Origin of the sequence: Amycolatopsis sp. 3B14, from assembly GCF_050958625.1 — a bacterium.
Classification (GTDB): Bacteria; Actinomycetota; Actinomycetes; order Mycobacteriales; family Pseudonocardiaceae; genus Amycolatopsis_E; species Amycolatopsis_E thermoflava.
Genome location: NZ_JBHZEN010000030.1, coordinates 78,066 through 102,185, shown reverse-complemented (window position 1 = coordinate 102,185; position 24,120 = coordinate 78,066). Strand labels below are relative to the sequence as shown.

Sequence of the window (24,120 nt, the reverse complement as noted above, 5' to 3'; positions counted from 1 at the left end):
TTATTTTGACCGACCACTGGAGGTCGCTGTGCACTTCTCCGCGTTCCTGACCACCCGGTCCGCAGGCCCGGCGGACGACCGGCCCGTCATCGAGGCGATGGTCGACCACGCGGTGGAGGTCGAACGGCTCGGTTTCGACGCCGTCTTCCTGCCCGACCACCACTTCACCGGCTACGCGCCACCGGCCAGCGACCCGGTGGTGTTCGCCGCCTACCTCGCCGCGAAGCTGCCCCGGCTGCACTTCGGGTTCTCCGTGCAGACCATCCCGCTGCACCACCCGGTGCGCTTCGCCGAGCGGCTCAACCTCATCGATCAGCTCACCGACGGCAAGGTCCTCGTCGGCACCGGCAGCGGGACGACGCCCGAGGAGATGATCGGGCTCGGGATCAACTACAAGGACACCGCGCAGCTGTCGGTGTCCAATCTGGAGATCGTGGAACGGCTGTGGGCCAAGAAGATCTCCGACCCGCCGGTCGAGTTCGACAACGGGCACTACCGCGGCTCGGTCGTCTCGCGGATCGTGCCCGCCCCCTACTCCGCGGACGGCCCGCAGCTGATGTCGGTGGCCGCCCGCCCGTCCAGCACGCAGCGCGCCGCCGACAAGGCCCAGCCCGCGTTCATCCTCGCCTTCACCCCGCCGACCATCGACGACGGACGGCCGCTGGAGCACCTGCGCCGCTACTTCCAGGCCTACCGCGAAGCGCTCGAAGCGGCCGGGCACGACGAGGCCCGCGTCGCCCGCGCCTTGGAGTGGACCACGCACACCTACCAGCACGTGCACCTCGCCGAGACCGACGAGCAGGCCGAGGAGGAGCTGCAGCTGCTGATGGAGCAGTACCAGGAGGCGATCGAGCGCGAGCACGTCGCGAACGCGGCCGCCGAGCGGATCACCGGCGTGGCGCTGCCCCCGCCGCCGGACGCCCGCAAGCCCGGCTACCAGCGCACCTGGTGCCTGTGGGGCAGCCCGGAGACCGTCACCGAGCACCTGCGCGAGATCGCGGACATCGGGATCGGCAACGTGCTGGGCGGTTTCCTCGGCGGCCCGCTGACCCCGGAGCGCGTCGCGTTCGGCCGGCGGTCCCTGGAGCTGTTCGCAACGCGCGTCATGCCCCGCTTCCGGGCCGCGGCGTGACCGGCGCGCTGGACACGGCGCGCAAGGCGGCGCTGACGGCGGGGGAGACCGGGTACCGCACCCCGGCCGAACCCGCCGCCGGGCTGCGTCCGGTCCACCTGGTCGACGGTCCGCTCGGCCTGGTCAGCCCGACCTTCGACGAGCGCGAGACGTCGTTGCTGCTGCCCAGTGGCATCGCGCTGGGCGCCACCTGGGACCCGGACGTGGTGCGCTCGGTCGCGGCGGCGGAGGGCTCGGAGGCCCGCCGCCGCGGCTTCGACGCCGTGTACGCGCCCAACCTCAACCTGGCGCGCACCGGGCTGTCCGGGCGGACGTTCGAGATGCTGTCGGAGGATCCGCTGCTGGCGGGGGTGCTCGGCGCGGCGTTCGTCGAAGGCCTGCAGGGACAGGGCGTCGCCGCGGTGCCGAAGCACCTGGTGTGCAACGACACCGAGACCGAACGGCAGCGGATGAGCGCCGATGTCGACGACACCGCCCTGCGCGAGGTGTACCTGCGGCCGTTCGAGCACGCGGTCCGGGCCGGTGCGTGGGCGTTGATGACCGCGTACAACCGCCTCAACGGCGCACCCTGCGCCGCGCACGCTGAGCTGCTGGCGATCGTGAAGGAGGAGTGGGGTTTCGACGGGCTCGTGGTCTCCGACTACTTCGCCCTGCGCGAGACCCTCGGCCCCGCGCTCGCCGGGCTCGATCTGGAGATGCCCGGCCCGGCCATCCACTTCGGCGCGCGCCTGGCCGAGGCGGTGGAGCGCGGGGAGGTGCCGCGGGAGCGGCTGGACGACGCCGTGACGCGGCTGCTTCGCCTGGCCGCCCGGGTGGGTGCGCTGGAGGGGAGCAGCCGCCAGGTCACCGCGCCCGTGGTGCCGCCGGAACGTGCTCACCAGGTGCTGACCGACGCGGCCGTGGCGTCGTTCGTGTTGTGCCGCAACGACGACGTGCTTCCGCTGGAGCCGGGCGTCCGGCTGGCGGTGATCGGGCCGAACGCGGACCGGCCCTGCTACCAGGGCGCGACCTTCGGCCGGATCCGGCCCGCGGGCGGCGCCACCACGCCGCTGGATGCGCTGGGCAAGCGCTTTCCTGGCGGTGTGATGCACGAACGCGGGGTGGACAGCGTCCCCGCGGCGACGCTGGGCGCCTTCGACGTGTCCACTCCGGACGGGCGGCCGGGCGTGCTGCTGGAGCACTTCCGCGGCGGCGAGTCGGTGCTGTCCGAGGTGCGCGGAGACAGCGCGTTCATCTGGTTCGGCGAAGTGCCCGGCGCGGGGCCGACGACCGAGCCGGGGGTGCTGCGGCTGACCGCCGTGTTCACGCCTGAGGTCGCCGGGCGGTGGACGTTCGGCGCGGGCGGTTCGGGCGCGACGGTGCTGTCCGTCGACGGGGTGGTCCTGGCTTCGCGGCCGGCTCCCGCTCCGGGCGACGTGATGGGGCAGGTCGCCCGGGCGGAAACCACCGGCGCCGGGATCGAGCTGCGGGCCGGGGAGCCGGTGACCGTGGTCGCCGAGATGACCTCGGCGGGCAGCCGGGTGCAGGCGCTGACGGTGTCGTGCACCCCGCCGCCGGAACCGGGCGCGCTGGCCCGTGCCCGGCAGGCGGCGGCGGAGGCTGACGTGGTGGTCCTCGTGGTCGGGGACGAGCTGGAAACCTCGCGCGAGAGCCGGGATCTGGCGACCTCGGCGCTGCCGGAGGCACAGCAGGAGCTGATCCGCGAGGTGGGCCGCGTCAACCCGCGGACCGTGGTGGTCCTCAACGCGGGACGGCCGGTCGACGCGCCCTGGGCGGGCGATGTCGGCGCGGTGCTGCAGGGCTGGTTCGGCGGGCAGGGGTTCGCCGACGCGCTGGCCAGGGTCCTCGCGGGCGACGACGAACCCGGCGGCCGGATGCCGGTCACCGTCCCGCTGCGCGACGAGGACCGGTCCACGCACGGCGAGAAGCTGGACGCGGACCTGCGCCGGGACTACCGCGCCGCGGAGCCCACCGGGTACCGGCACCTGGCCCGCACCGGGAGGCGGGCGCGGTTCGCCTTCGGCTCCGGGCTCGGATACACGACGTTCCGCCTCGGCCCCGCCCGGCTGGACGGCGACCTGGTGCGGCTCGACGTGACCAACACCGGCCCGCGGCGCGGCCGGGAGGTGGTGCAGGTCTACGTCCGCGCGCCGGGCGAGGCGGACGCGCGGCTGGCGGGCTTCGCCGGGGTGCGGCTGGAGCCGGGGGAGACGGCCGAGGTGGCGGTCGCCCTGGAGGAGCGTGTGTGGCAGCGGTGGCGCGATGGCGGGTGGGTGGTGCCACCGGGTGGGCACGAGGTGCTCGTGGGCCGCTCGGCGGAGGAGATCACGCAGGCGCTGACCCGGAAATGGTGACGGTGGTGGTGGGGGATCGGCGTCCCCCACCACCGGCCGGTCAGCCGTCACGGCATCGGCCTGGCCGTGGGGCATGGGCAGCAGGGTGGACGCCGCACGGGTGGAACTCGCGATTGGTCTGGCTCCGTCAGCCGCCGAAGCTCATGTTCACGTCGCTGACGAACCAGGCCGTGCCCAGCTGCCGCAACGCGAGGTTGAGCTGGAACGACTCGCCACCGGTGGCGCCGATGAGCTGCAGGTCCCGCAGCGAGTGCCCGTTCACGAGCACGTCCGTGTCCGGCACCAGCGCCGTCTGACCCTGCGGCGTGATGTCGGCGACCGTGACCTGCGCCGGCAGGGTCACGACGTCCTTCCGCCACGCCTCGCGCAGGCCGTCGAGCGTCGAACCGGCCTGGGTGCACATCTCCGGGCTCACCCGCTGCGGCGGTTCCGTGCTCTCGTCGACCATCAGCTCACACGCCGCGTCGTACCGGTTCTCCAGCACCGCGGCCACCCAGGCCGCGGTGGCGGCGGCCGGCGTCGTGGCGGCCACCTCCGCCTCCAGTGAGGGCGTGGCCGGCGACGGCGGGACGAGCTGCGCCTGGCCGCCGTCGCCGCACGCCGTCAGGCCGAAGACCAGCGCGACTCCCGCCGCGACACCGAGCACCGTGCGCACGCCCGGCCCGCGGCCGGTTCTGTCATACCTGGAAATGGGACTTCTCCGCTCGAACTCCGGTTGGGGGGAGGCGAACGATACCGTGCCCCGAAGCCGGTCCTTTGTGGACCAGCACGGGTGGCGCAGGCGGCGCAAGTGGTGCGGCCGGATGGCGCAACGGCCGTCCGGCCGCACCACGTCAGAGCGCGGCGGCGATCTCCGTGATCGCCCGCAGCGAGTCCGCCGAACCGGTCGTCGGCACGTACTCCAGCCCGAACGGTCCCGCGTAGCCCAGCTGCCGCAGCTCCCGCAGCTGCGCGGCCCAGTCGACGGTGCCGCTGCCCGGCTCGCCGCGGTCCGGCAGGTCCGCGATCTGCACGTGCGACACGACGTCGATCGCGCCGTCCAGTTCCCGTGCGGGCGTCTCGCCCATCTGCAGCGAGTGGTAGGCGTCGTAGAGGAGGGCGAGCCCGGGCGAGCCGACCGCGCGCACCGCGGCGACGCACTCGGCCGTGGTGTCGAACAGGGTGCCCGGGTGGTCGACGCGGGTGTTCAGGTTCTCCAGCACGATCGTCACGCCGTGCTCGGCCGCGACGTCCGCGCCCGCCTTCAGCGCCTCGACGACGATGCCGTGCTGCACGGCCCGCTTCCGGTAGGGCAGGCCGACCCCGGAACCGGTCACGATCCGGGTGCAGCCAAGGCGGTTCGCCACCTCCGCGGCGGCGCGGACGTGCCCGACGAACGCCTCGTGCGTCGCGGGGTCGGCGAGGGTGAGCCGTCCCTCGACGAGCATCGTGTGCAGCGTCGAGCCGGTGTCGGAGAGCGCTTTCTCGACGCGGTCGAGGTCCTTGTCGCTGTGCGACCAGATCTCCACCACGCCGAAGCCGTGGTCGGCGGCGGCGCGGATGCGGTCGCCGGTGTCGTCGCCGGTTTCCCGGAACAGCAGTTCGACGTTGACGGACAGGGGCAGTGACACGGGATCTCCCTCGATCAGCGGTTGGGGTCGAACAGGCGGCGGGCGTACCAGCCGTTCAGCATGGCGCTGCGCGCCGGGTTGGGCGTCTGCTCGCTCTCGAACACCGCCCAGCCGGACCAGTCGCGCAGCTGGGCGGCGACGGCGGGGAAGTCGACCAGCCCGCCGCGCGTGCCGCATTCGTAGAACCAGCGGTCGATCTCCCGCGCGCCGCCTTCGGCGAGCATGCTCGCCTCCGCGTGCGGCGCCAGCCGTTCACCGGCCTCGTCGACGTAGCGGGTGTCCTTGAGGTGCAGGTGGTCCACGCGGTCGAGGTGCCCGGACAGCACGCGCACCGGGTCGAGGCCGGCGACGGTGAGCTCGGCGGTGTCCACGGTCAGGCCCACCAGTTCGGGGTCGGTGCCGTCCAGCAGCTCCGCCAGGACCTTCTCGTCCGCGGCCGCGGACAGGCAGTCCACGTGCAGCGACACCCGGACGCCGGACTCCGCCGCCATCGCGCCGACCGCGTTCCACCCGTCGGCCGCGTCGCCGAGACGACCGTCGGTCAGCGCGCCGTGCCCGGGCAGAGCCCGCACCACGAGCCTGCCGGCGCCGGCCTCGGCGAGGAACTCCGTGAACGGCCGCAGCGACTCCACGATCGCGGCGTGCTGACCGGGGTCCAGGATGGACCGGCCGCGGCTGAGCTCCTCGTCGACCGGCTCACCGGGATCGACGTAGTACGAGCACACCTGGACGCCGATTTCCCGCACCAGGCCGAGGAAGGCGGTGGTGGAACCGTAGGTCGCCGCGATGGAGGACGGGCGGCCCAGCGGATCCCACCGGCCGGTGCCCGCCCGCAGTTCGACACCGGTGAAGCCGCACGCGGCGATCACCTTGAGCGCACGGCGGTGCTGTTCGGGGCGGGTGAAGTCGTCGAAGTTGGGTTTCCACTGGTTGATGGCGTAGCCGAGGCGGACGGTCATGCGCAGATCTCCGAGAGGACGTTGCGGGCGTACCACATGGACAGGGCGGTGGCCTCGGCGTAGTCGCCACCGATGTTGGCCTTGTCGTGCTCGACAGTGATCCAGCCGGTGTAGCCGGTGTCCCGGATCGCCCGCATCAGCCGCGGGAAGTCGACCAGCCCGCCCTCGGTGCCCATCTCGTGGAACCAGCGGTCGGTCTGCGGCGCCATCAGCTCGGCGTCCGGGCTGTGCCGGTACGCCTCCGTGGTGTCGACCTGGCGGGTGTCCTTGAAGTGGAACCCGGAGCAGCGCTCGTGCAGGTCCAGGAACAACGCGACCGGGTCGAGCCCGGCGATGCAGTGCTGTGCGGTGTCGCAGAAGAAGCTCACGTACCGCGGATCCGACCAGTCGTAGAACTTGCGGATGTCGGACTCGGTGCGGATCGCGCAGAAGAACTCGTGGTGCGCGGTCGTCCGCACGCCGAACTCGGTCAGCGTCATCTCGCCGACCCGGCTCCAGCACTCCGCCGCGGCCTTGATCTTGTCGTCGGTGACCGGCGCGGCGGCGGTGTAGAGGCTCGCCGGCATCACGATGAGGTTCTCGATCTCCAGCGCCTGCCACATCCCCAGCATCCGGCGCGTGCTCTCGACGATCTCGTCGTGCGTCCCGCGCACGTGCGGATCGGCCAGGCGCGGGTCGTACATGATGCCGCGGAACAGGTTCACGATCTTGTCGATGCCGTGGTCGCGCAGGTAGTCCTGGTAGTTCGCGACCGAGCCGAACATGCCGGTCAGCGCGAAGACCTGGAAGTCGAACATGTCCAGGCCCTCGAACCCGACCGCGCTGATCTGCTTGACGAAGTCGTCCATGTGGCGGCGGGCGGTGTACTGCGTCACGGGCCCGCGCGGGCTGTCGGCCCGCCAGTGGTCCATGTAGCTCCAGCGGAGCGCGGTCATCGTCGATCAACTCCAGAAGGTCGGGACTGTCATTGAAACATAATTAGGATTTTGATTCTAGTAATCGGCGCGGCAGGCCGAGGGCGCACAGCAGCCCGGTTGCGAAACACGCCGCGGTGGTCGTGAAGACCGGTGCGTACGACCCGCTGGCCGCCCTGGCGACGAGGGCGCCGAGCACGGCGGCGCCGACGGTCACCCCGGTCTCCCGCACGAACGCCAGTCCCGCCGTGACGGCACCGACCACCCGCGGGCCGCCCGCGTCCTGCGCCACCACGACGACGATCTGCATGAACAGCCCGGTGCCGAGGCCCAGCAGCGCGAGCAGGGCCGCGACGACGGGCAGGGGCGCCGCGCCGGTCCACGCCAGTGCCGCGGCCGCGCCGCCGGACAAGGCGCACCCCGCGACGGGGAACGGGCGCCACGCGCCCCACCGGCGGACCGCGAACCCGGAGGCGTTGACCCCGGCGACGATCCCGGCGGTGACCGGCAGCAACAGGAGCCCCGACGTGGTCGCCGAGGTGCGGTACACCTCCTGCACCCACGTGGGCACGTAGGCCAGCACGCCGAACAGGCCGATCCCGCCGGCCAGCGCCAGCAGGCAGCACAACCGCACCGTGCGGTCGCGCAACAGCGCCACCGGGAGGACCGGGTTCGCGGCGCGTCGCTCCCAGCCGAGAGCGACCGCGCCGGCGACCGCGGTGAGCGCCGCTCCCGTTGTCGTGGCGGCGTTCCAGCCGGTTTCGGCGGCCGCGGTGGAGACCAGGACGAGTCCGGTGGCCACCGTGGCGAGCAGGACCGCGCCGAGCGTGTCGAACCGCGTGCGCCCGGCGTGCCCGCGGCCGGCCGGGACGGCAGTCCGGACGAGCACGGCCGCCGCGGCCCCGAGCGGCAGGTTGAGCCAGAAGACCCAGCGCCAGGACGTGACGTCGGTGAGCCAGCCGCCGAGCAGGGGACCGGCGACCGTGGCGATCGCGTACACCGCGCCGAGCGGCCCGAGGAACGCGGCGCGCTCGCGGGCGGGCACGGCGCCGGCCACCACGGCCTGCGGCAGCACCAGCAGGCCGGCGCCGCCGAGGCCCTGCGCCAGCCGCGCGGCGGCCAGGAACCCGACGTCACCGGCGAACCCGCAGGCGGCGGACGCGGCCACGAACACCGCGACCGACAGGGCCAGCACCCGCCGGTGGCCGAACCGGTCGCCGAGCGCGCCTGCGGCAGGCATCGCGGCGGTCAGGGCCAGCGCGTACGCGGTGACGACCCACGAGACGCGCGAGGGCGCGCCCAGTTCGGCGACGATGGCGGGCAGCGCGGTCGCGACGATCGTCTGGTCGAGCGCACCGAGCGCCGTGACGAGCACGAGGCAGCCGAACAACGCGCGACGCCTGGTGCGGGGTGGAGCGAGGGGCACGGGACTCCCTGGGATGGCTGGATGCGTTGAGGTGTGGGGTGGTCGCGCCCACGGGTGGCGGGTGCCCGTTGTGGGGGTGGGGCGCGGCGGCGTCCTCGGGTGGCCGGGTGCGGTGAGGTGGGTGAACGGGCGCCCTCCGCGAGGTGCGGCGGCGGCCGGGTGAGGTGGGCGAACAGCGCCCGGGGCTGGGCGAGACACACGGACGACTCCCTGGGAGCGACGGCGGCGACCGGGCGCGGGGAGGGGTCGGCTCCCCGACGGGCGGCTCGCGGGCGCACCCCACCGTCGCCGCGGATTATGCACCACCCGCACCGCGGTCCGGCGGGCTCGGCGCAGCATTTCCGCAGGTCAAGCCCGCGGCATCGCTTCCGTGGATAAGCAGAATCCGAACTATGAATTTCCTTTATCCTGGTGACGTGCCGCATCGTGGTCAGGGTCTTCCCCGGCGCCACGACGGCGCCGTGTGCGCAAAGGAGCGGCACTGTGGACATCACCAGCGACGTCACCCCGCGGGTGACGCCCGGACACGCGGTCCGGCTCGGATGGCGGGAGAAGCTCGGCTACGGAGCGGGCGACCTCGCCTCGAACCTCTCCTGGAACCTGGTCGGCGGCTTCCTGCTCTACTACTACACGGACGTGGCCGTGGTGCCGGTCGCCGCGCTCGGCACCCTGTTCCTCGTCGCCCGCCTGCTGGACGCGATCATCGACCCGGCGATCGGCGTGCTGGTCGACCGCACGCGCTCGCGCTGGGGCAAGGCGCGGCCGTACCTGATCTTCGCGTCGATCCCGTTCGGTGTGCTCGGCGTGCTCACCTTCACCGTTCCGGACATCGGCGACACCGGGAAGCTGATCTACGCCTTCCTCACCTACCTGACGCTCGGCCTGCTGTTCTCGCTGGTCAACGTCCCGTACAGCTCGCTGCTGCCGATGATGACGCGGGACTCGCAGGAACGCATGCAGATGGGCGGGCTGCGCGCGATCGGCAGCTCGGTCGGGTCGATCATCGTCACCGCGGGCACCACGCCGTTCGTGGCCCTGCTCGGCGGCGGGAACGAGCAACGCGGCTGGACGATCGCCACTCTCATCTTCAGCGTGCTGTCCGTCGGGTTCTTCGTGTTCACCTTCCTGACCTGCAAGGAGCGCTACGCCCTGCCCCCGGAGACCGACGCGCTCCGCCCCGGCGCGGCGCTGCGGACGTTGTGGGGCAACAAGGTCTGGAAGATCACGTTCGTCTACGGCGTGCTCAACTTCGTGCGCCTGGGCATGGTGCTCGCGGTGACCGTCTACTTCGCACTCGCGGTGCTGCACGCGCCGTGGGCGATCTCGGTCCTGCTGCCGCTGGTGTCCGGCGCGATGATCGTCGGCGGGTTCGTCGCCCCGGCCTACTACCGGCGCTTCGGCAAGCGGCGCGGCAACGTCCAGGCGCTGGCCGTCGGGTTCGTGTTCTGGGCGGCGATGATGCCGCTCGAAAGCAACTTCCCGGCGTTCCTCACCTGCTACATCATCGGCACGCTGGCGATCAACCTGTCGATGGTCTCGATGTTCACCATGGTCGCGGACACGGTCGAGTACCAGCAGTGGCGGTTCGGCACGCGCAACGAGGGGCTGCTCTCGTCGGGCATCAGCTTCGCCACCAAGGTCGGCTCGGCGGTCGGCGCGGCCGCCGTCGCCTACGGGCTGGGCGTCGCTGGGTACACCCCCGGCGAGGCGTCCGGCTCGGCGCTCACCGCGATCCGCGTGATGTTCTACGGCGCACCGCTGCTGCTGATCGCGTTGCAGGCGCTGACGATGCTGTTCTGGGACCTCGACGGCAAGCACGAGCAGATGGCCGCGGACATCGACCGCGCCACCCGCGCGAAGGAGGAGGACTGACGTGAACCCGTCCGACGGCGCCGAATTCCGGCGGGCGCTCGGCCACTACCCGACCGGCGTCTGCGTGGTCACCGCCGGCGCCGGGATCGCGATGGTGGTCGGCACCTTCACCTCGGTGTCGCTGGACCCGCCGCTCGTGGGTTTCCTGCCCGACCGGGCCAGCACGTCGTGGCCGCGGATCCGGGAGACCGGGCGGTTCTGCGCGAACGTGCTGGCGGCCGGGCAGGAGGAGCTGTGCCGGGACTTCGTGCACAAGGCGCCGGACCGGTTCGCCGTGCACGGCCTGCCCGGCCCGGCGCCGTACGGGCCGCGCCTGTCCGGCACGGTCCTGCGGGTCGGCTGCGACATCGAGGCCGTGCAGCCGGCCGGCGACCACGAGCTGGTGCTGGGCCGGGTGCGCGTGCTGGAGGTCGACCCGGCGGCGGGCGAGCCGATGGTGTTCCTGCGTGGCCGCTACGCCGCGGCGGCGGTGCCGGCGTGATCCCGGTGTCGCCCGCGGTGACCGGCGTGCCGTACGGTCGGCCCGTGGAGAGCGTGAACGCCCGGGTCCGGGAGCCCAAGCAGGAACGCAGCAGGCTGTCGTTCGACAAGGCGCTGGACGCGGTGGTCGCCTTGCTGGCCGAGCACCGCTCGGACTCCTTCACCCTCGCCGACGTCGCGCAGCGCGCCGGCGTGTCCACCGGGTCGATCTACGGCCGGGTGAGCAGCAAGGACGACCTGATCCGCACCGCGCACGCCCGCGAAATGGAACGGATCGCCGAGGAGCAGCGCGCCGCGTTCGCCGCCGAGCCGCCGTCGGGGGAGACGTTCGGCGAAGCGGTCGAGCGGGTCATCGGCACGGCCGCGGAGCTGTTGCGCCGCAACGCTGCCGTGCTCGGCCCGTTCATGCTGCTGGCCAACACCGACCCGCAGATCGCCGAGCTGGGTGGTGCGGCGCACGCGGAGCTGCGGGACGCGTTCGTCGCCGCGCTCGCCCAGCGCGAGGACGAGATCGGCCACCCCGATCCGCACCGCGCGCTGGAGTGGAGCTTCACCGTCGTGTACAGCGTGCTGGCCCGATGGCTCGCGCTGGGCAGCACGCAGCAGGCCTCCGGCGAGGGTGAGTGGTCGGACATCCTGGCCGACCTCGCGCGGATGGTGGTGGCGTTCCTGACGCAGCCGGAACCGGCGCCCAGGAAGCGCCGGCGCTAGCACATCCCGCGGATGGCGCTGGCTTTTCCGCGCCCGCAAAACTAGAATCATCATTCTGAATCTGAACCAGGAGGAACCGGTGACCGCTCCACCCGACCGCCCGCGCCGCGGCGTGAGCCTGTATTCCTTCCAGGAGGAGTACTTCCTGCGCACCATGTCCGTCGAGGACTGCGTCGCCGCCGCCGCGGCCATGGGCGCCACGGGGATCGAGATCATCCCCGAGCAGTCCATCCCCGGCTACCCGGTCGTGACCGACGAGTTCGCCGAGCGGTGGCACGGCTGGATGGCCGCCTACGGCACGACCCCGGTCGCCACCAACGCCTTCCTCGACACCAGACTCCATCCGGACCGCTGGCTCACCCTCGACGAGCAGGTCGCCTCGGTGCGCCGCGACATCGACATCGCCGTCCGGCTCGGCGCCGGCATCGTCAAGGCCACCATCAACTTCTCACCCGAGGTGATGGCCGCGGCCGCGCCGTACGCCGAGGACCGGGGCGTCCGGCTGCTGCTCGAAGTGCACGCGCCTTTCCACTTCTCCCACCCGTGGATCCTCGAGCACCTCGAAGTGATGCACCGCGCCGGGCCGCACGTGCTCGGGCTGATGCCGGACATGGGCGTGCACGTCCGGCGCTTCCCGCGCGTGGTCAGCGAACGCGCGCTGCGCGACGGCGCGGATCCCGCGCTGGTCGACTACATCGTGCGGACCTACGACGACCACGGCGACACCCACGCGCTGATGGACATCGTGAACTACCGCGGCGGCGGGCCGGTCGAGTTCGGGCTGGCGCGCCAGGCCACCCACTACATCTGGACCGAGCCCAAGGACATGCTGGAGCACCTGCCGTTCATCGGGCACGTGCAGGCGAAGTTCTACGAGATGACCGACGAGGGGTACGAGTACAGCATCCCCTACGACGAGATCGTGCCGGTGCTCGCCGGTGGCGGGTTCACCGGCTACCTGTCCAGCGAGTACGAGGGCAACCGGCACATCCAGGACGCCCACCCCGTCGACAGCGTCGAGCAGGTGCGCCGCCAGCAGGAGATGCTGGCGCGGCTGCTCGGCGAGTGAGGAGACCCCCGATGTTCGACCAGTACATCGTGTGCGGCCTGCGTGCCCGCGAACGGTCCGGCGGCGAGGTGGAGGTGCGGATGCCCTACTACCGCGGGCTGTTCCTGTCCATGGTGGAGGCCGTCGACCTGGTGCTCGACGGGGTCTCGGTGCCGCCCGAGCGCACTACGTTCACCGTGCACGGCAACACCTACACCTTCGCCGAGCTGCCCGGGATCACCGGCGACCGGTGGGAGATGGGGGAGCGGGCGGTGCTGGGTTTCGACACCGGTGAGCCGCTCGCGCCGGGAGAGCACGACGTGGAAGTGTCCGTGCGCCTGCGCATCTCCTACATGCCGGTGCCCGGCGGCGGGCGCGACCGCAAGCGGCTGGTGGCGGCGTGAGGGACTTCCCCGGCGCGGTGGACGTGGCGATCGTCGGGAGCGGACCGTGCGGCGCCGCGTACGCGCGGATCCTGTCCGAGCAGCGCCCGGACCTGCGGCTGGCCACGTTCGAGACCGGGCCGCTGCTGGCCGACCCGCCCGGCGGGCACGTCAAGAACATCGCCGATCCGGTTGCGCGGGAGCGGGCGCAGCGGCGGTCGGAGGGCCCGGGCGGTGCGCCGCGCGGACGGCCGGGGACGTTCCTCCTCGGCGGTGACGCGCTGCCCGCCGCGGCCATGTCCAGCAACGTCGGCGGGATGGGTGCGCACTGGACGGCCGCCTGCCCACGGCCGGGTGAGAGCGAGCGGATCGGGTTCCTGCCGGACCTGGACGATCTACTCGGCGAGGCGGAACGGCTGCTCGGGGTGTCCGCGCACGCCTTCGACGACGCGCCGTTCGCCGCGGAGGTCCGCAAACGGCTCTCGGCCGAGTTCGACCCCGGCCGCGGCGAGGACCGGCGGGTGCGGCCGATGCCGCTGGCCGTGCGGTGCGAGCCGGACGGGTCGCTGGTCTGGTCCGGGGCCGACGTCGTGTACGGCGAGGCGACCCGGCGCAACCAGCGGCACACGTTGTTCCCCGAGGCGCTGGTGACGCGTGTGCTCGTCGAGGACGGCCGGGTGGCGGGCGTGCTGGTGCGCGATCTGCGGGACGGCGGCGAGCACCAGGTCCGCGCCGCGCGGGTCGTGGTCGCGGCCGACGCGCTGCGCACGCCGCAACTGCTGTGGGCGTCCGGGGTGCGGCCGCCCGCGCTCGGCCGGTACCTCAACGACCAGCCGCAGGTGGTGTTCGCGGTGCGATTGCGCGACGTCGGGCCGGCGGACACCGATCCGCGGGGCCGGTCGCGGATCGTGCGGCAGAGCGGGGTGAGCTGGGTGCCGTTCACCGACGCCGAGCCGTTCCACGGCCAGGTGATGCAGCTCGACGCGTCCCCGGTGCCGCTGGCGCCGGACGACGTGCCGGCGCCCGGGTCGATCGTCGGGCTCGGCTGGTTCTGCGCCAAGGACGTGCGGGCCGAGGACCGGATCGTGTTCGACGACGCGGCACGCGACGGCTACGGCATGCCCGCGATGCGCATCGAATACGGGCTCACGCCGCGGGACGAAGCCGCGCTGGACGCCGCCCGCGCCGCCGTGCGCCGGGCCGCTTCGGCCCTGGGCGAACCGCTGGACGACGAGCCGATCACGCTCGCCGCCGGCGCCTCGCTGCACTACCAGGGCACCGTCCGGATGGGACTGGCCGATGACGGAACCTCGGTGTGCGACCGGGATTCGCGCGTGTGGGGGGTCGAGGGGCTGCACGTGGCGGGCAACGGCGTCATCCCGACGGCGACCGCCTGCAACCCGACGCTGACCTCGGTGGCGCTGGCCGTCGCCGGCGCCCGGCGCATCGCGGAGGAGATCTGATGGACGTGTCGAAGATCGCGACGGTGGTTCCGGTCGCCGACCTGGCCGGCGCCGTCACCACGTGGACGCGGCTGCTGGGCGCGGAGCCGACGTTCGTCGACGGCGACCGGTGGGCGCAGTTCGACGTGGCCGGGGCGCGGGTGGCGCTGGCCGGGACCGACAGCGTGACGTCGCACCCCGCACTGCTGCTGCGGGTCGCCGATGTGACGGCCGCCCGAGCCGAGGCCGCGGCGGCGGGCCTGAAGACCGGCGAGGTCGAAGACGGCCCGCACGAGCTGCGGTGTCTGGTGTGGACGGACGAGGGCGCCGAGGTCGTGCTGCACAGTGGCAAGGCGGGCTGATCCCGGGTGGGTGCGGTGCTCCCTCGTTGCCCGCCTGCGCGGGGAGCACCCTGGGGGCATGGAGAACCACGACTTCGTCGGCATGTGGGTCACCGCCGACGGCCACATCCGTCAGGAACTGCTGCCCGACGGCCGCTACGACGAGGCCCGCGGCAACCGGAAGAGCGCCTACACCGGCAGCTACACCGTGACCGGCAACCATATCGACTACGTGGACGACACCGGCTTCACCGCGACCGGCGACGTCCGCGACGGCGTGCTCTACCACGAGCACCTCGTCCTCTACCGGGAGAGCTGACCGGCGCGGCGGGGCTACCCTGACCGCATGAAGAGGACGTCGTTCGCGAACTGGCCGTGCTCCATCGCCCGGTCCCTGGACCTGCTCGGCGACGCGTGGACGTCCCTGGTGCTGCGCGAGGCCTTCTACGGCGTCCGCCGGTTCGACGACTTCCAGCAGTCGCTGGGCATCGCGCGCAACACGCTCACCGACCGGCTGCGGCGGCTCGTCGAGGAGGGGCTGCTGGAGCGGCGGCCCTACCAGGACGAGCCCCGCCGCCACGAGTACCTGCTCACCGAGAAGGGGCGCGACTTCTTCGGGGTGCTCGCCGCGCTGTCCAGGTGGGGCGACCGCTGGCTGGCCGGGGAGGAGGGCGCGCCGATCACCTTCCACCACGAGACGTGCGGCCACGACACCCACGCCGAGGTCGTCTGCGCGCGGTGCGGCGAGCCGCTGGGCGCGGACGACACCCGGATGCGGCTCGGGCCCGGGTTCCCGGAGCGGCTCAAAAGCAGGCCGGACGTCCGCGACAGGTTCTTGACAAGCTGAGTCTCATTACGCAACTGTAGTGGCCGGGCCCCGCGACGACGAGGAGGACGGCCGGCGATGGAGTGGACGGGCGCGCGCTACGCGGACACCCCGACGGTGGAGGTGCGGACCTGGGTCGACGCCCCGCCGGAGCGGGTCTGGGCGCTGGTCTCCGACATCGGCCTGATGCCCGCGATGAGCGACGAGCTGCAGTCGGTCGAATGGGTCGACGGCGCCACCGGTCCGGCCGTGGGCGCCCGGTTCGTCGGCCGCAGCAAGCACGAGGCGCTCGGGGAGTGGGCCACCACGTCGGAGATCGTCGAGTTCGAGCCGGGGCGGGTGTTCGCCTGGGCGGTCGGGGATCCCGCCGAGCCCAGCGCGACGTGGCGGTTCCGGGTGGAACCCCGCGACGGCGGCACGGAGCTGTCGCAGTGGATGCGGCTCGGCCCGGGGCGGTCCGGGCTGTCGCTGGCGATCGACCGGATGCCGGAGAAGGAACAGAAGATCGTGTTCGTGCGGATGCGCGAGTTCGAGCGCAACATGACCGCGACGCTGGAGTGCCTCAAGAAGCGCGCGGAAGCCTGATGCGCACGGCGACGACCGTCGAGGCCTCGAGCGGGTTCGGCGAGGTGAAGGACTTCGTGGTGGAGGCCGAGAAACTCGGTCTCGACGTCTGCTGGGTCGCCGAGGCGTGGGGCTCCGACGGGCCGTCCGCACTGGGGTACTTCGCGGCGCGCACCGAGCGGATGCTGCTGGGTTCGGGGATCATGCAGCTCGGCACCCGCACGCCGGTCGCGGTGGCGCAGACCGCGATCACACTGTCCAATCTGTCCGGTGGGCGGTTCCTGCTCGGGCTGGGCGCCTCCGGTCCGCAGGTGATCGAGGGCCTGCACGGGGTGCCGTTCGCGCGGCCGCTGGCGCGGATGCGGGAGACCGTCGAGATCGTGCGGCGGGTTCTCGCGGGTGGCAAGATTTCCTACTCCGGCAGCGAATTCCAGATCCCGTTGCCCGGCGGGGACGCGGTGCCGATGCGGCTGTCGATGCGCGCCGAGCACGAGATCCCGGTCTACCTGGCGACGTTGTCACCGGCGATGCTGCGGCTGACCGGCGAGATCGCGGACGGCTGGCTCGGCACGAGTTTCGTCCCGGAAGGCGCGGCGGAGGCGTATTTCGCGCACCTGGACGAAGGGCTGGCGCGCAGTGGCCGCACCCGGGCGGATCTGGACGTGTGCCAGGGCGCGGAGGTGGCGTTCGCGCCGGACGAGGACGCGCTGCGGGAGATGGTGGCCGGGCGGAAGAAGGAGCTGGCGTTCAGCCTCGGCGGGATGGGCTCGGCGTCGACGAACTTCTACAACCGGGCCTACAGCAGGCAGGGCTGGGCCGACGTCGCGGCCGAGGTGCGGAATCGTTGGCAGGCCGGGGATCGCGATGGCGCGGCCGCGCTGGTGACCGACGAGATGGTGCTCGGCACGACGCTGATCGGCACCGAGCCGATGGTGCGGGAGCGGCTGCGCGTGTGGCGGGACGCCGGTGTGGACACCGTGCGCCTGTACCCGGCGGGCGACACGCTGGACGCCCGTCTGGCGACGCTCGCCAGGGCGATCGAGCTGGTGCGGGAGCTTTCGCCCGCAGCGAAAGGGAGTGCACCGCCGGCGCCGTGACGTCTACCGTGGACGGACATGGAAACCTTGAGCGGCACGGCCGCTGGTGTCCCGTACATGGCGTTGCCGCCGGCCGGGGGTGGTCGCGCGCCGTTGATCGTGACCTGGCACATGCTGGACGCGCCGCGAACGGACGCGGCGTTCGCGGCCGCGTTGCCGATGCTCGGGGTGCCGGCGTGGCGGGTCCACCTGGCCATGCCGATGTGCGGCGCGCGGATGGTGGACGGCCGCCTGGACGCGGCGATCGAGCTCGCCCGGCGGGACGTTCTGCTGGCGTTTCTGGCGCCGTTCGTCCGCCAGGCGGCCGGGGAACTCCCGGCCGCCCTGAAGGAACTTCGCGAGCAACTGCCGGTCGACGATGGCCCGGTCAGTGTGCTCGGAGCCTCGCTCGGTGGAGCGGTGGCGCTCGAAGTGCTTGCGGCGCAACAGGTTCCGATTCGCTCGGCGGCGCTGGTGAACCCCGCCGTGCGGTTGCGGTCGGTGGTCCCGCTGACCGAGGGCCTCGCCGGACGCCCGTACCGGTGGACGGAGGAGGCGCACCGGGTGGCGGACTCGTTCGACTATGTCGCGCGGGCCGGGGAGCTGGCTCCGGTGCCGCTGCTGCTGGTGAGCGGCGAGCGGGACCACCCGGACCTGCGTGCGGACGCCGCTGCGCTGGTCGCCCGGCTGGCGGACGCGGAGCTGGTCGACGTGCCGGAGCTGGCGCACCCGCTGGCGGAGGAACCGGGGCTGGAGCCCGCGCCTCAGCTGCCGACAGCGAAGGCGGTCGACGAGGTGCTGACGAGCTGGTTCACCGGGCAGCTCGCCGGCTGAGAAGCCACGGCCCCTGCCCGCCAGCGCCGCGGCGGACCGCTCGGCCTGCCGGGCGCCCGGAGCGGAGTTGGCGGCCCGACACCTGGGTGGGCGCCCCGGTCAGTGGTCCCAGGTCAGCAGCATCCGCTCGGGGCCTCGGGTGGACAGCCCCTCCTTCCAGTCGATTCCGGCCTCGCCGTCGGCGAAGCGCAGGCCGGGCAGCCTGCGGAGCAGCGTGTCGAGCGCGACCTGCAGTTCCATGCGGGCCAGGGGCGCGCCCAGGCAGTGGTGCACGCCGTGGCCGAAGCCGATGTGCGAGGTGTCCTGGCGGCGCAGGTCGAGTTCGTCGGGGTCGGCGAAGACCCGTTCGTCCCGGTTCGCCGACGCCAGCGCGGGCAGCACGGCCTCGCCCGCGCGCACCAGCACCCCGCCCAGCTCGATGTCCTCCGTCGCGTACCGGGCGATGCCGGCGCCGAGCCCCAGCGGCACGAACCGCATCAGCTCCTCGACCGCCTTCGGCACCAGGCTCAGGTCGGCGCGCAGCACGGCCAGCTGGTCGGGGTGCGTCAGCAGCGTGTAGACGAAGTTGGGGATCTGCGACGCGGTGGTCTCGTGCCCGGCGACCAGCAACGCCATCGCGAGCATCACCAGTTCCTCTTCGGACAGCCGGTCCTCGTTGTCCCGCGCGGCGACCAGGCCGCTGAGGAGGTCGTCCCGCGGCTCGGCGCGGCGCTGGGCGATCAGGCCCTCCAGGTAGGCGCGCATCCTGCCGGTGCAGTCCACCACCTCCTCGGGGGTGAACTTCGTGGTGGACAGGAACGCGTCGGACCAGTGGCGGAAGTCCACGCGGTCCTCGTAGGGCACGCCGAGCAGCTCGCAGATCACGGTCACCGGCACCGGCAGCGCGAACGCCTCGACCAGGTCGGCGGGCGGCCCCTGGTCGATCATCGCGTCAACGAGCCCGTCGGCGATCTCCCGCACCCGCGGCCGCAACTGCTCGATCCGCCGCACCGTGAAGGCCTTCGTGACCAGCCGGCGCAGGCGGCTGTGGTCCGGCGGGTCCATGCTGAGGATGCCGCCGGGCTGCGAAGGCTGCGGCCGCATGCGGGGTTCGTCGTGCTGGAGGCTCGCGGCGCGGCTGAACCGCGGGTCGCCGAGCACGACCTTCACGTCCTCGTAGCGGGTGGCCAGCCAGCCCGGTTCGCCGTACGGCAGCCGGACCCGGGTGAGTGGCTCGTTCGCGCGCAGGTTCGCGAACATCGGCTCCACGTCCAGCCGCTCCGGCAGGCTGAACGGGTAGCTCCGGGGTTCCGCGGTGGTCATCAGCGACTCCTCGACGGGTGAATTTCGCCCGAATCATTCCGACATGTGGTGTTTTTCCAACACCTGTCGGAGACCATTAGACTGATCCGGTGTCCGCCCCGCAAGTACCCGATCGCCGTAGCCGCCGGTCACGGTCCGCGCTGGAGGCCGCGCTGCTGGAGCTGATCGCCGAGCGCGACCTGGGTCAGATCTCGGTCTCCGACCTGACCAAGCGGGCGGACGTCAACCGCTCCACGTTCTACGAGCACTACACCGACGTGCACGACCTCGCGGCGGCCGCGTGCACGGACATGTTCGACGAGCTGGTCGCCGCCGCGCACGTGCTGCTGCCGAACGAGGACCCCGCGCCGATCGACGCGCTGGCCAGGATCTTCGTGCACGTGGCGGAGCACGCGCGGCTGTACGGCGCGTTGCTCGCCGGCAGTGCCCGGGTGATCAACCACCTGCACCACCGCCTCGCGATCGCCATCCACGTGCACCTGACCGGCACCGGAGCCCCTACCCACGCCGACGACCCGGCGGAAATCCCGCACGACCCGGCGGCGGCGCTGCTGGCGGGCGCCCTGCTGGGGACCGTGATGGACTGGCTACGCCGCGGCTGCCCCGGCAAGCCGGAGGGCCTCGCGGCGGAGATCTGGCCGCACCTGGTGGCGGCGGGTTCGGTGGGGCGCTGATCCACTCGCCATCGGACTCCGGAGCCGCCGCGGTGGGACTGTCGCCGTCTAACGCTGGCTACGTGGTCCCCGCCTGCGGATGCCCGTCGCCAGCGCCGCGCCGCCGAACAGGAGGGCGCCCGCTGCGCCCGCGACCGCCGTCAACTGCCGCACTGTCCGGCCGCTGTCGCACACCGTGCTCAGCGCCGGACGTGCACCGGGGAAGTACTGGTCGTACGTCCCCTTCGCGGCGGCACCCGGGTCCTGGTCGGGTTCGTGCAGCGCGGTGCCGCAGGTGATCCCGGCCGCCGAGACCTCCGAGGTCGCCGCCCACACCGCCAAGCCTGCGCACAGCGCCGCCACGAGAACGAGACCGCCGATGATCGCCCGCACCCGCGGCAGTGTAATGCCCCGATCAGTTCGCGATCAGTCGCGATCAGGGCCACGAACCGGCTCGCCGGCGGGACGGCACGGCGACGCGGAACTGGGAGAAGCACTCACCGCGGGCGGTCGCCGGCAGGAAGCAGCTACCCCGGCGCCGGAACCAAGACGACCACACCGCGCCGGGCTATCCGGTCTCCAGCCGCTGCGCGATCGGGCCCCGGGCGGGAGCCGGCGCGTCCTTGGGCAGCTTCTCCACGGCGCGCGCGAACTCGTCCCAGTTCGCGGCCTCCTTGAGCCGGAACTGTGCCGGCTTGAAGTTCGGGCTCGTGACGTCCAGGCCGAGTTTCGGGTCCTTGAAGAAAACCCTGCCGTTCTCCTTGGTCATGTCCTCGAGCATCGCGGTGAAGTGGTTGGCGAGCCGGTCGCCCGCCTCGGCCAGGTTGTTCCGCGCCTCGCGCACGTCGGCCCGGAACTGGGCCATGATGCGCTGCGGGTCGGTCTCCTCCCAGGTCTTCGTCAGCTGCTTGATCTCGCCGACGACCTTCGCCACGTTCTCGACCCCGCTCACCACGTCCCCGGACTTGGCGGCGGAGATCAGCCCGGCGGTGCCGTAGAACATGTTCAGCGCGAACTCGACCTTCGCCGTCGTGCGGTCCTTCTGCGCGTCGGCGAGGGCCTTGGTGATGTTCGCCGCGAACTTCTCGGCGTTGTCCTCACCGGTGCGCACCAGCAGTGCGTACTGCTCGAGCACCTTGTCCAGGTACGCCGCGTAGGCGGACTGGTTCCCGACGAACGCCTTCAGGTCGTTGAGCCTGCTCGTCACCGCGCGGGCGGCCGACCCGGTCCACTCGGCGAGGTTGCCGGTCGCGGTGGTGAACTTCTCGTCCACGTCGTCGACGGTCACGTTCGCCGCGGCCAGTTCCCGGCGCGCCTCGTCGGCGGCCCCGGCCGCGCCGCCCTGGTAGCCGTGCAGTTCGCCGAGCAGGGAGTAGGCCTCCCAGACCACGTCCTTCTTCTTCGCCGCGTCGATCGACAGGTTCCGGACGTATTCCTCGGTCTGGGTGCCCACTCCTTCGATCACCGGTGGCGGCGACTGCTGGAGCAGGATCTTCGCACAGTCCTCGATGACCCCGGCCAGTCGCAGGAACTCGGCGAACAGCTGCTCCCGGTACTCCTCGTACGCGCCCAAGCCGGTCAGCCGTCCTGACCGTCGGCGCGGGCGTACAGCGCCTTGATCTTCAGCATCGCCTGCCCCGCGTACTCCAGTTCGTCCTTGACGTGCACCTGGCGGCGCTCGACGAGGTCGGTCATCCGCGCGATCACCCCTTCGAGTTTGCGCAGCGGCAGGTTCTCGGTGTCACCGCGCAACAGATCGTCCAACGTGGACCCGTCGGTGAACTGGACGTTCGCCCGGCACTTGTGCACCCGTCCCGCGACGTCCTGCGCCCAGCCGCCCGCCTCGGTGAGCGCCTTGCCCGCCGCCTCCAGGCTGCTCAGGTCGACCTCGTAGCCGTTGCTCAACCCGGCCTCCCCTCCCACGCTCCCCGCGACCGGGCGAGTGTGCCGCGTGGACGGGACAGCCGTACAGGTCCATTCCGGACAATGTCCGGTTGCGGTCACAACCACCCGCGGCGGACGGCGGCCACTCCGGCGGCGAACCGGCTGTCGACCTGCAGGACCTCCAGGATCGCGCCGACGTGGCGGCGGACCGTGCGCACCGCCGTGCCGGTCTGGCGGGCGATCGCCTCGTCGGTGAGGCCGGCCGCCAGCAGGTGCAGAACCTTGTGGCGGGCGGGGGTGAGCTCGACCGGGGCCGCCTCGCCGATGGCCGTGGTGTCCGGCGCGTGCCAGAGCGCGTCGAACCACTCGGCGAGGAGCCCGAGCAGAGCGGGGGACCGGATCAGCAGCGCGCCGTCGGCGCCTGTGCGGTCGATGGTGACCAGCGCGACGTGGTCGTCGACGTGCATCATCTTCACCGGCACCGACCGCCGGATGCGGGCCTGCTCACCGGCGCGGACGGACTGCTCGATGCTGTGCGAGCCCCAATCGTCCGAGGCGTGCTCGGTGTCGTAGAGCATCCGGAACTCCACCCCGGCGGCGATGGCGTCCGGCGGCGGCAGGAGCAGGCCCTCGGTGGTCGGGTTGTGGCCGGACCGGGCATTGAAGGTGGCGCGGAGAAGGCGGCGCGGGGAGCGGTAGAGCCCGGCCGCCAGCCGGGCCATCTCGGCCGGATCGCGGACCGCCTGGACGTCCTCGCCGTCGAGCGCGTCCTGCGACAGGCCGGTCGTCGGCGCGACCAGGTCGGCGAACCGCTCCCACGACTCCGCCAGGCCCGCCTGCAGCGCCGCCAGGTGCCGGTGCTGCCGGTCGATCAACCGGCGCAGCGCGATCACCGGATGCACCACGCGCACATACCGGTGGTCGCCCGTGCCTGCCATCGTGACGAGGCCGGCGTCGAGCAGCTCCCGGCCGGCGGGGTCGTCGAGGTCGAACCGGCCGGCCCCGGCTCCGGCCGGGATCTCGCCCGCGGCGTGCAGGCGTTCGTACGCCTCCGCGGCCGCCTCCGACACCAACCCAGCCAGCACCATCGCCACCACGGTTCCTCCTGACGCCCGGAAACGGGGACATCATCACCCGGAGGCCCGTCCGGTCCGCGCAGTGGGCACCGACCGCGAGAGCATTAATTAATAATTAATCTTGACGCGCGCCGTCGGACAAGCGAGACTCGTCCCGCAAGCGAGCGGGTCCGCGACAAGCCGGAACCCGGGTCAACGAAGGAGAGACATGGGCGCAACGAGGCGTCTCGGCCGCGCCGGGCTGGCGTTGCTCGTCGTGGCGGCGCTCGGCCTGGTCACCGCCTGCGCGGGCAAGGTGGGCGAGAACGGCCGGTTCGGCGTCGTCTACATGGACGCGCAGGGCTACTACGCCGGCGTGCGGGCCGGCATGCAGCAGGAGGCCGAGGCCCTCGGCCGCGTGCCACAGCTGCTGCAACTCAACGCGCAGGGCGACGCGTCGAAGGAGAGCACGTTCGTCGACCAGGTGAGCGCCGCGAAGGTGGACGCGCTCATCCTGTCCCCGGCCTCGGCGACCGCGTCGGTGCCTGCCATCCGCCTCGCGCACGCCAGCGGCATCCCGGTCATCTGCTACAACACCTGCATCGCCGACGAGAGCGCCCGCAAGTACGTCTCGGCGTACGTGCTGGGCGACCCGGTTCGCTTCGGCGCCCTGCTCGGCGACCAGGCCGCCGACCACTTCCTCGCCGCGGGCAAGACCGCGCCGAAGATCGCCGTCGTCAACTGCGAGTTCGTCGAGGTCTGCGTCCAGCGCAGGCTGGGCTTCGAGCAGGCGCTCAAGGCCAAGCTCCCGGCCGCGGCGATCGTGGCGAACCAGGAGGGCGCGACGATCGACGACGCGGTCGACGTGGCCGAGCGGATCCTCACCGCGCACCCGGACGTGGACGCCTTCTACGGCGAGGCGGGCGGCGCCACCATGGGCGCGGTTCGCGCCGTGCAGGCCCGCGGCAAGGTCGGCCAGACCGTCGTGTTCGGCAGCGACATGTCGACCGAAGCGGCGCAGGCGCTGGCCGGGAACACCGTCCTCAAGGGAGTCGTCGACATCTCCGGCATCGCGGTCGGCAAGCTCGCCGCGAGCGCCGCCGACCAGGTGCGCCGCGGCGAGCTGACCGAGTACACGGTCGTGCCCGCACCGATCGACCTCTACGCCTCGCCCGAAGACGGCCGCGCCTGGCTGAGCGCGCACCCGGACGGTGTTCCGTGACCGTCCACACCAGACCGCAGAGCGAAGGAGAA

26 protein-coding genes are annotated in these 24,120 nt (G+C 72.4%); 16 read left to right on the top strand and 10 right to left on the bottom strand.

Annotated elements, in window-relative coordinates; genetic code table 11:
- Positions 1-28 precede the first annotated feature (28 nt).
- On the top strand, positions 29-1,132 hold the full coding sequence (locus ACCP09_RS19045; RefSeq protein ID WP_400985251.1) for an LLM class flavin-dependent oxidoreductase: 1,104 nt from the start codon (positions 29-31) through the stop codon (positions 1,130-1,132).
- Positions 1,129-3,486: a glycoside hydrolase family 3 protein gene (locus tag ACCP09_RS19040; RefSeq protein ID WP_400985253.1), complete on the top strand. Its 2,358-nt coding sequence runs from the start codon at positions 1,129-1,131 to the stop codon at positions 3,484-3,486. The genes ACCP09_RS19045 and ACCP09_RS19040 overlap by 4 nt, the downstream gene beginning before the upstream one ends.
- A 127-nt stretch (positions 3,487-3,613) precedes the next feature.
- Here ACCP09_RS19040 and ACCP09_RS19035 read toward each other — a convergent pair whose 3' ends face one another.
- The 5 genes from ACCP09_RS19035 to ACCP09_RS19015 all read right to left on the bottom strand — a co-directional run bounded on the left by ACCP09_RS19035 (position 3,614) and on the right by ACCP09_RS19015 (position 8,395).
- Complete coding sequence (locus tag ACCP09_RS19035; protein ID WP_051362698.1) at positions 3,614-4,141, bottom strand: hypothetical protein; 528 nt, start codon at positions 4,139-4,141, stop codon at positions 3,614-3,616.
- Positions 4,142-4,319: 178 nt separating this feature from the next.
- Positions 4,320-5,096: a TIM barrel protein gene (locus ACCP09_RS19030; protein ID WP_400985256.1), complete on the bottom strand. Its 777-nt coding sequence runs from the start codon at positions 5,094-5,096 to the stop codon at positions 4,320-4,322.
- A gap of 14 nt (positions 5,097-5,110) precedes the next feature.
- Positions 5,111-6,055 (bottom strand): sugar phosphate isomerase/epimerase family protein, encoded by a 945-nt coding sequence (locus ACCP09_RS19025; RefSeq protein ID WP_037322563.1) that lies wholly within the window; start codon positions 6,053-6,055, stop codon positions 5,111-5,113.
- On the bottom strand, positions 6,052-6,990 hold the full coding sequence (locus tag ACCP09_RS19020; RefSeq protein WP_027931178.1) for a sugar phosphate isomerase/epimerase family protein: 939 nt from the start codon (positions 6,988-6,990) through the stop codon (positions 6,052-6,054). Before ACCP09_RS19020 ends, ACCP09_RS19025 begins: the two co-directional genes overlap by 4 nt.
- Before the next feature lie 43 nt (positions 6,991-7,033).
- Complete coding sequence (locus tag ACCP09_RS19015; protein ID WP_431907795.1) at positions 7,034-8,395, bottom strand: MFS transporter; 1,362 nt, start codon at positions 8,393-8,395, stop codon at positions 7,034-7,036.
- Between the two features lie 483 nt (positions 8,396-8,878).
- Between ACCP09_RS19015 and ACCP09_RS19010 the strand changes: the two genes are divergently transcribed.
- From ACCP09_RS19010 to ACCP09_RS18955, 12 genes are all read left to right on the top strand, one after another.
- Entirely contained in the window at positions 8,879-10,267 is a 1,389-nt protein-coding gene (locus tag ACCP09_RS19010) for an MFS transporter (RefSeq protein ID WP_378335911.1), read from the top strand.
- 1 nt (position 10,268) lies between these two features.
- The gene (locus tag ACCP09_RS19005) at positions 10,269-10,748 is read left to right on the top strand and encodes a flavin reductase family protein (RefSeq protein ID WP_378363686.1); all 480 of its coding nucleotides are present in this window, start codon (positions 10,269-10,271) and stop codon (positions 10,746-10,748) included.
- Positions 10,749-10,792: 44 nt separating this feature from the next.
- A complete protein-coding gene (locus tag ACCP09_RS19000; RefSeq protein WP_231960589.1) occupies positions 10,793-11,458 on the top strand; it encodes a TetR/AcrR family transcriptional regulator in 666 nt (221 codons plus the stop codon).
- 79 nt (positions 11,459-11,537) lie between these two features.
- Complete coding sequence (locus ACCP09_RS18995; protein WP_123683011.1) at positions 11,538-12,527, top strand: sugar phosphate isomerase/epimerase family protein; 990 nt, start codon at positions 11,538-11,540, stop codon at positions 12,525-12,527.
- An 11-nt stretch (positions 12,528-12,538) separates the two neighbouring features.
- Positions 12,539-12,910: a C-glycoside deglycosidase beta subunit domain-containing protein gene (locus tag ACCP09_RS18990; RefSeq protein WP_378363685.1), complete on the top strand. Its 372-nt coding sequence runs from the start codon at positions 12,539-12,541 to the stop codon at positions 12,908-12,910.
- Positions 12,907-14,352, top strand: coding sequence for a GMC oxidoreductase (locus tag ACCP09_RS18985; RefSeq protein WP_378363684.1), 1,446 nt, complete (start codon positions 12,907-12,909; stop codon positions 14,350-14,352). The genes ACCP09_RS18990 and ACCP09_RS18985 overlap by 4 nt, the downstream gene beginning before the upstream one ends.
- A complete protein-coding gene (locus ACCP09_RS18980; RefSeq protein ID WP_378363683.1) occupies positions 14,352-14,693 on the top strand; it encodes a VOC family protein in 342 nt (113 codons plus the stop codon). The genes ACCP09_RS18985 and ACCP09_RS18980 overlap by 1 nt, the downstream gene beginning before the upstream one ends.
- Before the next feature lie 58 nt (positions 14,694-14,751).
- Positions 14,752-14,991 (top strand): Atu4866 domain-containing protein, encoded by a 240-nt coding sequence (locus ACCP09_RS18975; RefSeq protein ID WP_027931170.1) that lies wholly within the window; start codon positions 14,752-14,754, stop codon positions 14,989-14,991.
- Positions 14,992-15,018: 27 nt separating this feature from the next.
- Positions 15,019-15,519, top strand: coding sequence for a winged helix-turn-helix transcriptional regulator (locus ACCP09_RS18970; protein WP_378335915.1), 501 nt, complete (start codon positions 15,019-15,021; stop codon positions 15,517-15,519).
- Between the two features lie 57 nt (positions 15,520-15,576).
- The gene (locus ACCP09_RS18965) at positions 15,577-16,083 is read left to right on the top strand and encodes an SRPBCC family protein (RefSeq protein WP_017981612.1); all 507 of its coding nucleotides are present in this window, start codon (positions 15,577-15,579) and stop codon (positions 16,081-16,083) included.
- The gene (locus ACCP09_RS18960; protein ID WP_378363682.1) at positions 16,083-17,159 is read left to right on the top strand and encodes an LLM class flavin-dependent oxidoreductase; all 1,077 of its coding nucleotides are present in this window, start codon (positions 16,083-16,085) and stop codon (positions 17,157-17,159) included. Before ACCP09_RS18965 ends, ACCP09_RS18960 begins: the two co-directional genes overlap by 1 nt.
- A gap of 18 nt (positions 17,160-17,177) precedes the next feature.
- Positions 17,178-17,972, top strand: coding sequence for an alpha/beta fold hydrolase (locus tag ACCP09_RS18955; protein WP_378363681.1), 795 nt, complete (start codon positions 17,178-17,180; stop codon positions 17,970-17,972).
- A gap of 99 nt (positions 17,973-18,071) precedes the next feature.
- Here ACCP09_RS18955 and ACCP09_RS18950 read toward each other — a convergent pair whose 3' ends face one another.
- Positions 18,072-19,274 (bottom strand): cytochrome P450, encoded by a 1,203-nt coding sequence (locus ACCP09_RS18950; protein ID WP_378363680.1) that lies wholly within the window; start codon positions 19,272-19,274, stop codon positions 18,072-18,074.
- Positions 19,275-19,363: 89 nt separating this feature from the next.
- Between ACCP09_RS18950 and ACCP09_RS18945 the strand changes: the two genes are divergently transcribed.
- Entirely contained in the window at positions 19,364-19,948 is a 585-nt protein-coding gene (locus tag ACCP09_RS18945; protein ID WP_027931164.1) for a TetR/AcrR family transcriptional regulator, read from the top strand.
- Between the two features lie 48 nt (positions 19,949-19,996).
- Here ACCP09_RS18945 and ACCP09_RS18940 read toward each other — a convergent pair whose 3' ends face one another.
- The 4 genes from ACCP09_RS18940 to ACCP09_RS18925 all read right to left on the bottom strand — a co-directional run bounded on the left by ACCP09_RS18940 (position 19,997) and on the right by ACCP09_RS18925 (position 22,899).
- On the bottom strand, positions 19,997-20,320 hold the full coding sequence (locus ACCP09_RS18940) for a hypothetical protein (RefSeq protein ID WP_123683002.1): 324 nt from the start codon (positions 20,318-20,320) through the stop codon (positions 19,997-19,999).
- Positions 20,321-20,495: 175 nt separating this feature from the next.
- Positions 20,496-21,500: a hypothetical protein gene (locus tag ACCP09_RS18935; RefSeq protein ID WP_378335920.1), complete on the bottom strand. Its 1,005-nt coding sequence runs from the start codon at positions 21,498-21,500 to the stop codon at positions 20,496-20,498.
- 5 nt (positions 21,501-21,505) lie between these two features.
- Positions 21,506-21,832 (bottom strand): hypothetical protein, encoded by a 327-nt coding sequence (locus ACCP09_RS18930; protein ID WP_027931161.1) that lies wholly within the window; start codon positions 21,830-21,832, stop codon positions 21,506-21,508.
- 95 nt (positions 21,833-21,927) lie between these two features.
- Entirely contained in the window at positions 21,928-22,899 is a 972-nt protein-coding gene (locus ACCP09_RS18925; RefSeq protein ID WP_400985452.1) for a helix-turn-helix transcriptional regulator, read from the bottom strand.
- 196 nt (positions 22,900-23,095) lie between these two features.
- Between ACCP09_RS18925 and ACCP09_RS18920 the strand changes: the two genes are divergently transcribed.
- The gene (locus ACCP09_RS18920; RefSeq protein ID WP_400985273.1) at positions 23,096-24,088 is read left to right on the top strand and encodes a substrate-binding domain-containing protein; all 993 of its coding nucleotides are present in this window, start codon (positions 23,096-23,098) and stop codon (positions 24,086-24,088) included.
- Positions 24,089-24,120: the final 32 nt, after the last annotated feature.

What these genes read in the sequence shown, in the direction of transcription:
- ACCP09_RS19025 (WP_037322563.1), bottom strand. Translation starts at nt 6,055, where the DNA reads ATGACCGTCCGCCTCGGCTACGCCATCAACCAGTGGAAACCCAACTTC.
- ACCP09_RS19020 (WP_027931178.1), bottom strand. Translation starts at nt 6,990, where the DNA reads ATGACCGCGCTCCGCTGGAGCTACATGGACCACTGGCGGGCCGACAGC.
- ACCP09_RS18990 (WP_378363685.1), top strand. Translation starts at nt 12,539, where the DNA reads ATGTTCGACCAGTACATCGTGTGCGGCCTGCGTGCCCGCGAACGGTCC.
- ACCP09_RS18980 (WP_378363683.1), top strand. Translation starts at nt 14,352, where the DNA reads ATGGACGTGTCGAAGATCGCGACGGTGGTTCCGGTCGCCGACCTGGCC.
- ACCP09_RS18975 (WP_027931170.1), top strand. Translation starts at nt 14,752, where the DNA reads ATGGAGAACCACGACTTCGTCGGCATGTGGGTCACCGCCGACGGCCAC.
- ACCP09_RS18970 (WP_378335915.1), top strand. Translation starts at nt 15,019, where the DNA reads ATGAAGAGGACGTCGTTCGCGAACTGGCCGTGCTCCATCGCCCGGTCC.
- ACCP09_RS18965 (WP_017981612.1), top strand. Translation starts at nt 15,577, where the DNA reads ATGGAGTGGACGGGCGCGCGCTACGCGGACACCCCGACGGTGGAGGTG.
- ACCP09_RS18960 (WP_378363682.1), top strand. Translation starts at nt 16,083, where the DNA reads ATGCGCACGGCGACGACCGTCGAGGCCTCGAGCGGGTTCGGCGAGGTG.
- ACCP09_RS18955 (WP_378363681.1), top strand. Translation starts at nt 17,178, where the DNA reads ATGGAAACCTTGAGCGGCACGGCCGCTGGTGTCCCGTACATGGCGTTG.
- ACCP09_RS18950 (WP_378363680.1), bottom strand. Translation starts at nt 19,274, where the DNA reads ATGACCACCGCGGAACCCCGGAGCTACCCGTTCAGCCTGCCGGAGCGG.
- ACCP09_RS18925 (WP_400985452.1), bottom strand. Translation starts at nt 22,899, where the DNA reads ATGGTGCTGGCTGGGTTGGTGTCGGAGGCGGCCGCGGAGGCGTACGAA.
- ACCP09_RS18920 (WP_400985273.1), top strand. Translation starts at nt 23,096, where the DNA reads ATGGGCGCAACGAGGCGTCTCGGCCGCGCCGGGCTGGCGTTGCTCGTC.